This is a genomic window from Staphylococcus sp. GDY8P94P (genome assembly GCF_017892255.1).
In the GTDB taxonomy this organism is placed as follows: Bacteria; Bacillota; Bacilli; order Staphylococcales; family Staphylococcaceae; genus Staphylococcus; species Staphylococcus cohnii.
The window spans coordinates 352-9,768 of sequence record NZ_JAESKU010000021.1; the positions used below are offsets into that span (position 1 = coordinate 352).

9 protein-coding genes and 1 pseudogene are annotated in these 9,417 nt (G+C 30.4%); 7 read left to right on the top strand and 3 right to left on the bottom strand.

All coding sequences use genetic code 11. The features are described from left to right. Positions 1-94 (bottom strand): annotated as a pseudogene (locus tag KA926_RS12650) (IS6 family transposase); the annotation flags it as partial. 35 nt (positions 95-129) lie between these two features. Between KA926_RS12650 and KA926_RS12655 the strand changes: the two are divergent. The 3 genes from KA926_RS12655 to KA926_RS12665 all read left to right on the top strand — a co-directional run bounded on the left by KA926_RS12655 (position 130) and on the right by KA926_RS12665 (position 2,704). Beyond that, entirely contained in the window at positions 130-519 is a 390-nt protein-coding gene (locus KA926_RS12655; RefSeq protein ID WP_020444595.1) for a hydroxymethylglutaryl-CoA synthase, read from the top strand. Positions 520-1,435: 916 nt separating this feature from the next. After that, positions 1,436-2,179, top strand: a complete 744-nt coding sequence (locus KA926_RS12660) for a glycerophosphoryl diester phosphodiesterase (protein ID WP_000958858.1) — start codon at positions 1,436-1,438, stop codon at positions 2,177-2,179. 96 nt (positions 2,180-2,275) lie between these two features. After that, a complete protein-coding gene (locus KA926_RS12665; RefSeq protein ID WP_000872606.1) occupies positions 2,276-2,704 on the top strand; it encodes a MaoC family dehydratase in 429 nt (142 codons plus the stop codon). A 45-nt stretch (positions 2,705-2,749) separates the two neighbouring features. Here the strand turns inward: KA926_RS12665 and mecA are convergent, their stop codons facing one another. After that, a complete protein-coding gene (gene mecA, locus KA926_RS12670) occupies positions 2,750-4,759 on the bottom strand; it encodes a PBP2a family beta-lactam-resistant peptidoglycan transpeptidase MecA (RefSeq protein ID WP_063852655.1) in 2,010 nt (669 codons plus the stop codon). A gap of 96 nt (positions 4,760-4,855) precedes the next feature. Between mecA and mecR1 the strand changes: the two genes are divergently transcribed. Next, complete coding sequence (gene mecR1, locus KA926_RS12675; RefSeq protein ID WP_000952923.1) at positions 4,856-6,613, top strand: beta-lactam sensor/signal transducer MecR1; 1,758 nt, start codon at positions 4,856-4,858, stop codon at positions 6,611-6,613. Then, positions 6,613-6,984 carry a mecA-type methicillin resistance repressor MecI gene (gene mecI / locus KA926_RS12680; RefSeq protein ID WP_025904161.1) on the top strand — a complete coding sequence of 124 codons (372 nt, stop codon included), beginning with the start codon at positions 6,613-6,615 and terminating at the stop codon, positions 6,982-6,984. Before mecR1 ends, mecI begins: the two co-directional genes overlap by 1 nt. Positions 6,985-7,068: 84 nt before the next feature. Here the strand turns inward: mecI and psm-mec are convergent, their stop codons facing one another. Further along, positions 7,069-7,137, bottom strand: coding sequence for a phenol-soluble modulin PSM-mec (psm-mec, locus tag KA926_RS12685; RefSeq protein ID WP_014532405.1), 69 nt, complete (start codon positions 7,135-7,137; stop codon positions 7,069-7,071). Between the two features lie 319 nt (positions 7,138-7,456). Between psm-mec and KA926_RS12690 the strand changes: the two genes are divergently transcribed. Continuing rightward, entirely contained in the window at positions 7,457-8,608 is a 1,152-nt protein-coding gene (locus KA926_RS12690) for an ROK family transcriptional regulator (RefSeq protein WP_204175263.1), read from the top strand. A gap of 53 nt (positions 8,609-8,661) precedes the next feature. Continuing rightward, on the top strand, positions 8,662-9,342 hold the full coding sequence (locus KA926_RS12695; RefSeq protein ID WP_044291606.1) for an IS6-like element IS1216 family transposase: 681 nt from the start codon (positions 8,662-8,664) through the stop codon (positions 9,340-9,342). The last annotated feature ends 75 nt before the right edge of the window (positions 9,343-9,417 follow it).

Genomic DNA, 9,417 nt, shown 5'->3' on the forward strand with positions numbered 1-9,417 from the left:
ATATATCACGATAACTCAATGTATATCTTAGATAGTAGCCAACGGCTACAGTGATAACATCCTTGTTAAATTGTTTATATCTGAAATAGTTCATACAGAAGACTCCTTTTTGTTAAAATTATACTATAAATTCAACTTTGCAACAGAACCGTATTATGGAATAGAGATGTTGGTAACATTTATACAGGATCATTATACTTAAGTTTAATTTCGTTATTACAGAACCACACATTCCAACCAGAAGAGAAAGTATGTCTATTTAGTTATGGTTCAGGAGCAGTAGGAGAAATCTTTAGTGGTTCAATCGTTAAAGGATATGACAAAGCATTAGATAAAGAGAAACACTTAAATATGCTAGAATCTAGAGAGCAATTATCAGTCGAAGAATACGAAACATTCTTTAACAGATTTGATAATCAAGAATTTGATTTCGAACGTGAATTGACACAAGATCCATATTCAAAAGTATACTTATACAGTATAGAAGACCATATCAGAACATATAAGATAGAGAAATAAACTAGTGGCCGATTGTGCTTGATGAGCTTGGGACATAAATCCTAACTCGAAATAAATAAGCATATCACTAAACTGATTTTTTAAAGTTTACAGTGATATGCTTATTTTTTTATCTTACGATTTTGTACGTGCATGCTTGCCTAGGGGTATGGCTCGAGCCATTAGTCTCTCGCACATACTATTCCCTCAGGCGTCAGCACTTACAAAATCGGTTGTAATTTTCATTTTTATACGCATTCTTACTGAGATTATACTAATAAGAGGAATAGTAAAAGCAATTCTAAGTAAAATTGCAGATAAGAGGTTTGTTAAAAGCAGTTCTAAGTAAAATTGCAGATAAGAGGTTTGTTAAAAGCAGTTCTCAGTAAAATTACAGATAAGAGGTACGTTAAAAGCAGTTCTCAGTAAAATTGCAGATAAGAGGTTTGTTAAAAGCAGTTCTAAGTAAAATTGCAGATAAGAGGTACGTTAAAAGCAATTCCATGCAAAATTGCTGATAAGGGGTAAGTTAAAAGCAGTTCTCAGTAAAATTGCAGATAAGAGGTACGTTAAAAGCAGTTCTAGGCAAAATTGCAGATAAGAGGTGCGTTAAAAGCAGTTCTCAGTAAAATTGCAGATAAGGGGTAAGTTAAAAGCAATCCTAAGTAAAATTGCAGATAAGAGGTAAGTTAAAAGCAATCCTAAGTAAAATTGCAGATAAGGGGTACAGAAAAACTAGACTTGATTACAAAATGGAGCTTGGGACATAAATGATTTTTTAAAAATGAGATGAGACGTAGATTAACTCCATAATCAATACGAATCTATCGACTTCTTTATTTATGATATTCATCTCTTTTTAATGGAAATAAAAGTGCGATTAATGTGATAATACAGTTACGTTAATTAAAAAAATAAAAATGCAAGGAGAGGTAATATGCTAACTGTATATGGACATAGAGGATTACCTAGTAAAGCTCCGGAAAATACAATTGCATCATTTAAAGCTGCTTCAGAAGTAGAAGGTATAAACTGGTTGGAGTTAGATGTTGCAATTACAAAAGATGAACAACTGATTATCATTCATGATGATTATTTAGAACGGACTACAAATATGTCCGGGGAAATAACTGAATTGAATTATGATGAAATTAAAGATGCTTCTGCAGGATCTTGGTTTGGTGAAAAATTCAAAGATGAACATTTGCCAACTTTCGATGATGTAGTAAAAATAGCAAATGAATATAATATGAATTTAAATGTAGAATTAAAAGGTATTACTGGACCGAATGGACTAGCACTTTCTAAAAGTATGGTTAAGCAAGTGGAAGAACAATTAACAAACTTAAATCAGAATCAAGAAGTGCTCATTTCAAGCTTTAATGTTGTGCTTGTTAAACTTGCAGAAGAAATCATGCCACAATATAACAGAGCAGTTATATTCCATACAACTTCGTTTCGTGAAGACTGGAGAACACTTTTAGATTACTGTAATGCTAAAATAGTAAACACTGAAGATGCCAAACTTACTAAAGCAAAAGTAAAAATGGTAAAAGAAGCGGGTTATGAATTGAACGTATGGACTGTAAACAAACCAGCACGTGCAAACCAACTTGCTAATTGGGGAGTTGATGGTATCTTTACAGACAATGCAGATAAAATGGTGCATTTGTCTCAATAGAAAGTTAGAGGTGAGTCTTACGTTTCAGTGACGGTAGACTTACCTTTAACATGTTACATACTAAAAAATTAATTTGAATAAGAAAGAGAGACATATATGAAATACGATGATTTTATAGTAGGAGAAACATTCAAAACAAAAAGCCTTCATATTACAGAAGAAGAAATTATCCAATTTGCAACAACTTTTGATCCTCAATATATGCATATAGATAAAGAAAAAGCAGAACAAAGTAGATTTAAAGGTATCATTGCATCTGGCATGCATACACTTTCAATATCATTTAAATTATGGGTAGAAGAAGGTAAATACGGAGAAGAAGTTGTAGCAGGAACACAAATGAATAACGTTAAATTTATTAAACCTGTATACCCAGGTAATACATTGTACGTTATCGCTGAAATTACAAATAAGAAATCCATAAAAAAAGAAAATGGACTCGTTACAGTGTCACTTTCAACATACAATGAAAATGAAGAAATTGTATTTAAGGGAGAAGTAACAGCACTTATTAATAATTCATAATAAAACAGTGAAGCAACCATCGTTACGGATTGCTTCACTGTTTTGTTATTCATCTATATCGTATTTTTTATTACCGTTCTCATATAGCTCATCATACACTTTACCTGAGATTTTGGCATTGTAGCTAGCCATTCCTTTATCTTGTACATCTTTAACATTAATAGCCATCATCATGTTTGGATTATCTTTATCATATGATATAAACCACCCAATTTGTCTGCCAGTTTCTCCTTGTTTCATTTTGAGTTCTGCAGTACCGGATTTGCCAATTAAGTTTGCATAAGATCTATAAATATCTTCTTTATGTGTTTTATTTACGACTTGTTGCATACCATCAGTTAATAGATTGATATTTTCTTTGGAAATAATATTTTTCTTCCAAACTTTGTTTTTCGTGTCTTTTAATAAGTGAGGTGCGTTAATATTGCCATTATTTTCTAATGCGCTATAGATTGAAAGGATCTGTACTGGGTTAATCAGTATTTCACCTTGTCCGTAACCTGAATCAGCTAATAATATTTCATTATCTAAATTTTTGTTTGAAATTTGAGCATTATAAAATGGATAATCACTTGGTATATCTTCACCAACACCTAGTTTTTTCATGCCTTTTTCAAATTTCTTACTGCCTAATTCGAGTGCTACTCTAGCAAAGAAAATGTTATCTGATGATTCTATTGCTTGTTTTAAGTCGATATTACCATTTACCACTTCATATCTTGTAACGTTGTAACCACCCCAAGATTTATCTTTTTGCCAACCTTTACCATCGATTTTATAACTTGTTTTATCGTCTAATGTTTTGTTATTTAACCCAATCATTGCTGTTAATATTTTTTGAGTTGAACCTGGTGAAGTTGTAATCTGGAACTTGTTGAGCAGAGGTTCTTTTTTATCTTCGGTTAATTTATTATATTCTTCGTTACTCATGCCATACATAAATGGATAGACGTCATATGAAGGTGTGCTTACAAGTGCTAATAATTCACCTGTTTGAGGGTGGATAGCAGTACCTGAGCCATAATCATTTTTCATGTTGTTATAAATACTCTTTTGAACTTTAGCATCAATAGTTAGTTGAATATCTTTGCCATCTTTTTTCTTTTTCTCTATTAATGTATGTGCGATTGTATTGCTATTATCGTCAACGATTGTGACACGATAGCCATCTTCATGTTGGAGCTTTTTATCGTAAAGTTTTTCGAGTCCCTTTTTACCAATAACTGCATCATCTTTATAGCCTTTATATTCTTTTTGTTTTAATTCTTCAGAGTTAATGGGACCAACATAACCTAATAGATGTGAAGTCGCTTTTTCTAGAGGATAGTTACGACTTTCTGTTTCATTAGTTGTAAGATGAAATTTTTTTGCGAAATCACTTAAATATTCATCCATTTTTTTAACGGTTTTAAGTGGAACGAAGGTATCATCTTGTACCCAATTTTGATCCATTTGTTGTTTGATATAGTCTTCAGAAATACTTAGTTCTTTAGCGATTGCTTTATAATCTTTTTTAGATACATTCTTTGGAACGATGCCTATCTCATATGCTGTTCCTGTATTGGCCAATTCCACATTGTTTCGGTCTAAAATTTTACCACGTTCTGATTTTAAATTTTCAATATGTATGCTTTGGTCTTTCTGCATTCCTGGAATAATGACGCTATGATCCCAATCTAACTTCCACATACCATCTTCTTTAACAAAATTAAATTGAACGTTGCGATCAATGTTACCGTAGTTTGTTTTAATTTTATATTGAGCATCTACTCGTTTTTTATTTTTAGATACTTTTTTTATTTTACGATCCTGAATGTTTATATCTTTAACGCCTAAACTATTATATATTTTTATCGGACGTTCAGTCATTTCTACTTCACCATTATCGCTTTTAGAAATATAACTGCTATCTTTATAAACTTGTTTGAAATTTTTATCTTCAATTGCATCAATAGTATTATTAATTTCTTTATCTTTTGAAGCATAAAAATATATACCAAACCCGACAACTACAACTATTAAAATAAGTGGAACAATTTTTATCTTTTTCATCAATATCCTCCTTATATAAGACTACATTTGTAGTATATTACAAATGTAGTATTTATGTCAAAATAATGTTATAATTTTTGTGATATGGAGGTGTAGAAGGTGTTATCATCTTTTTTAATGTTAAGTATAATCAGTTCATTGCTCACGATATGTGTAATTTTTTTAGTGAGAATGCTCTATATAAAATATACTCAAAATATTATGTCACATAAGATTTGGTTATTAGTGCTCGTCTCCACGTTAATTCCATTAATACCATTTTACAAAATATCGAATTTTACATTTTCAAAAGATATGATGAATCGAAATGTATCTGACACGACTTCTTCGGTTAGTCATATGTTAGATGGTCAACAATCATCTGTTACGAAAGACTTAGCAATTAATGTTAATCAGTTTGAGACCTCAAATATAACGTATATGATTCTTTTGATATGGGTATTTGGTAGTTTGTTGTGCTTATTTTATATGATTAAGGCATTCCGACAAATTGATGTTATTAAAAGTTCGTCATTGGAATCGTCATATCTTAATGAACGACTTAAAGTATGTCAAAGTAAGATGCAGTTCTACAAAAAGCATATAACAATTAGTTATAGTTCAAACATTGATAATCCGATGGTATTTGGTTTAGTGAAATCCCAAATTGTACTACCAACTGTCGTAGTCGAAACCATGAATGACAAAGAAATTGAATATATTATTCTACATGAACTATCACATGTGAAAAGTCATGACTTAATATTCAACCAGCTTTATGTTGTTTTTAAAATGATATTCTGGTTTAATCCTGCACTATATATAAGTAAAACAATGATGGACAATGACTGTGAAAAAGTATGTGATAGAAACGTTTTAAAAATTTTGAATCGCCATGAACATATACGTTATGGTGAATCGATATTAAAATGCTCTATTTTAAAATCTCAGCACATAAATAATGTGGCAGCACAATATTTACTAGGTTTTAATTCAAATATTAAAGAACGTGTTAAGTATATTGCACTTTATGATTCAATGCCTAAACCTAATCGAAACAAGCGTATTGTTGCGTATATTGTATGTAGTATATCGCTTTTAATACAAGCACCGTTACTATCTGCACATGTTCAACAAGACAAATATGAAACAAATGTATCATATAAAAAATTAAATCAACTAGCTCCGTATTTCAAAGGATTTGATGGAAGTTTTGTGCTTTATAATGAACGGGAGCAAGCTTATTCTATTTATAATGAACCAGAAAGTAAACAACGATATTCACCTAATTCTACTTACAAAATTTATTTAGCGTTAATGGCATTCGACCAAAATTTACTCTCATTAAATCATACTGAACAACAATGGGATAAACATCAATATCCATTTAAAGAATGGAACCAAGATCAAAATTTAAATTCTTCAATGAAATATTCAGTAAATTGGTATTACGAAAATTTAAACAAACATTTAAGACAAGATGAGGTTAAATCTTATTTAGATCTAATTGAATATGGTAATGAAGAAATATCAGGGAATGAAAATTATTGGAATGAATCTTCATTAAAAATTTCTGCAATAGAACAGGTTAATTTGTTGAAAAATATGAAACAACATAACATGCATTTTGATAATAAGGCTATTGAAAAAGTTGAAAATAGTATGACTTTGAAACAAAAAGATACTTATAAATATGTAGGTAAAACTGGAACAGGAATCGTGAATCACAAAGAAGCAAATGGATGGTTCGTAGGTTATGTTGAAACGAAAGATAATACGTATTATTTTGCTACACATTTAAAAGGCGAAGACAATGCGAATGGCGAAAAAGCACAACAAATTTCTGAGCGTATTTTAAAAGAAATGGAGTTAATATAATGGATAATAAAACGTATGATATATCATCTGCAGAATGGGAAGTTATGAATATCATTTGGATGAAAAAATATGCAAGTGCGAATAATATAATAGAAGAAATACAAATGCAAAAGGACTGGAGTCCAAAAACCATTCGTACACTTATAACGAGATTGTATAAAAAGGGATTTATAGATCGTAAAAAAGACAATAAAATTTTTCAATATTACTCTCTTGTAGAAGAAAGTGATATAAAATATAAAACATCTAAAAACTTTATCAATAAAGTATACAAAGGCGGTTTCAATTCACTTGTCTTAAACTTTGTAGAAAAAGAAGATCTATCACAAGATGAAATAGAAGAATTGAGAAATATATTGAATAAAAAATAAAATTGTTGTGTTTACAACAATACATAGAAAACAGAGGAAACAATCAAGTCGTTGAATATTTCCTCTGTTTTTTAGTTGAAAAAATTAACCGAAAGCCTGAATGCAAGTCTTGATTAAATCAATAATGCTTGTAATAACACCAGTGAAATCCATATGCATACCCTCTTTCTATTTAAGATACATTAAGTATAATATCAAACAAATAAAAAATGTTAAAAATTCCCTAATTGGCTATTTAGATTGCATAAATGTCAAAAATTTGAAAAACATACAACGACTTTGCATAAAAAATCGTCATATTGGAAATACGTAATTTATTGAAATAATAAAAAAAATAAAAGAACGAAGATGATAACCTAAGTGAGGTTTTAAGTTGTTCTAAGGTTTAATTTAATTTATGTTAAAATAGTTGGTATAAAAATACATGATAAACTATAAACTAAATTCAAAATAACTTATGGGGTAGGCAATTATGGAAAATATTTTAAATATAAATGATAATGAAAAAAGAGTGCTAAGGGAAATTTATAACCATCATAATATTTCGCGTACTCAAATATCTAAAAATCTTGAGATTAATAAGGCAACGATTTCTAGTATTTTGAATAAGTTAAAGTATAAATCTCTTGTTAATGAGGTTGGTGAGGGTGATAGCACGAAGAGTGGTGGTAGAAAACCTATTCTTCTGAAGGTTAATCATCTTTATGGTTATTTTATTTCTTTGGATTTAACTTATAGTTCTGTTGAAGTGATGTACAATTATTTTGATGGTAATGTCATTAAGCATGAATCTTATGATTTACCTGATGAAAAGGTTAGTAGTATATTAAGCATAATAAAAAAACATATTGATATTCAGGAGAAACTTGATACTTATAACGGACTATTAGGTGTGTCTGTTTCTATACATGGAGTTGTGGATAATGAGCAGCATGTGACATATTTACCATTCCATGAAACTGAAGGAATTTCAATTGCTAAGAAAATAAAAGAAATTACTAATGTTCCAGTCGTAGTTGAAAATGAAGCGAATCTTTCAGCGTTATATGAACGTAATTTTAATCATAATTTATCCTACAATAATCTTATTGTTTTAAGTATACATAAAGGTATTGGTGCTGGGCTTATTATTAATAATCAATTGTATCGTGGTGCAAATGGGGAAGCGGGTGAAATTGGAAAAACACTTGTCTCAAAAGTTAGCGATAATGTGGAGATCTTTCATAAGATTGAAGATATTTTTTCACAAGAAGCTTTACTGCATAATTTAAGTAATCAACTAAATGAGAAGATGACGCTTAGCAAATTAATTCAATTTTATAATGAAAAAAATCCAGTCGTAGTTGAAGAAATGGAACAATTTATAAATAAAATTGCTGTTTTAATACATAATTTAAACACCCAGTTTAATCCGAATGCAATTTACATTAACTGTCCATTGTTCAATGAAATGCCTGAAATATTAGAAGCAATTAAGAACCAGTTCAAACAATATTCACGTAACGAAATTCAAATAAAGTTAACATCTAATGTCAAATTTGCAACTTTGCTAGGTGGTACATTAGCAATTATCCAAAAAGTACTACAGATTAATGATATTTACGGTTCTGTTGCAAAGTTTTAAATCTACTATCAAATAAGGTAGAATAATAGAAAAAGATAGCAGGAGGAATGACGATGAATCATTTTAAAGGAAAGCAATTTCAGCAGGATGTGATTATTGTAGCCGTGGGCTACTATCTTCGTTATAACCTTAGCTATCGTGAAGTTCAAGAAATCTTATATGATCGTGGCATTAACGTTTCTCATACCACGATTTATCGTTGGGTGCAAGAATATGGCAAACGACTCTATCAAATTTGGAAAAAGAAAAATAAAAAATCCTTTTATTCATGGAAAATGGATGAAACGTACATCAAAATTAAAGGAAAATGGCATTATTTGTATCGAGCCATCGATGCAGATGGTTTAACCTTGGATATTTGGTTACGTAAAAAACGGGACACACAAGCAGCCTATGCTTTTCTTAAGCGGTTAGTGAAGCAGTTTGATGAACCGAAGGTTGTAGTCACAGATAAAGCCCCCTCTATTACAAGTGCCTTTAAGAAACTAAAAGAATACGGCTTTTATCAAGGGACAGAACATCGTACCATTAAATACCTGAATAATTTGATTGAACAAGACCATCGTCCAGTAAAGAGACGCAATAAATTCTATCGAAGTTTACGCACTGCCTCACCCACGATTAAAGGTATGGAAGCCATCCGAGGATTATATAAGAAAACCCGAAAAGAAGGCACTCTCTTCGGGTTTTCGGTCTGTACTGAAATCAAGGTATTATTGGGAATCCCAGCTTAAATCATAGATACCGTAAGGGATTTTATTCTTTATTTAAAACTTTGCAACAGAACCGTAAATCATATTTTCCAATTG

Excerpts from the sequence above, each read along its gene's own strand:
- KA926_RS12660 (WP_000958858.1), top strand. The coding sequence starts at position 1,436 with ATGCTAACTGTATATGGACATAGAGGATTACCTAGTAAAGCTCCGGAA.
- KA926_RS12665 (WP_000872606.1), top strand. The coding sequence starts at position 2,276 with ATGAAATACGATGATTTTATAGTAGGAGAAACATTCAAAACAAAAAGC.
- mecI (WP_025904161.1), top strand. The coding sequence starts at position 6,613 with ATGGATAATAAAACGTATGATATATCATCTGCAGAATGGGAAGTTATG.
- KA926_RS12690 (WP_204175263.1), top strand. The coding sequence starts at position 7,457 with ATGGAAAATATTTTAAATATAAATGATAATGAAAAAAGAGTGCTAAGG.
- KA926_RS12695 (WP_044291606.1), top strand. The coding sequence starts at position 8,662 with ATGAATCATTTTAAAGGAAAGCAATTTCAGCAGGATGTGATTATTGTA.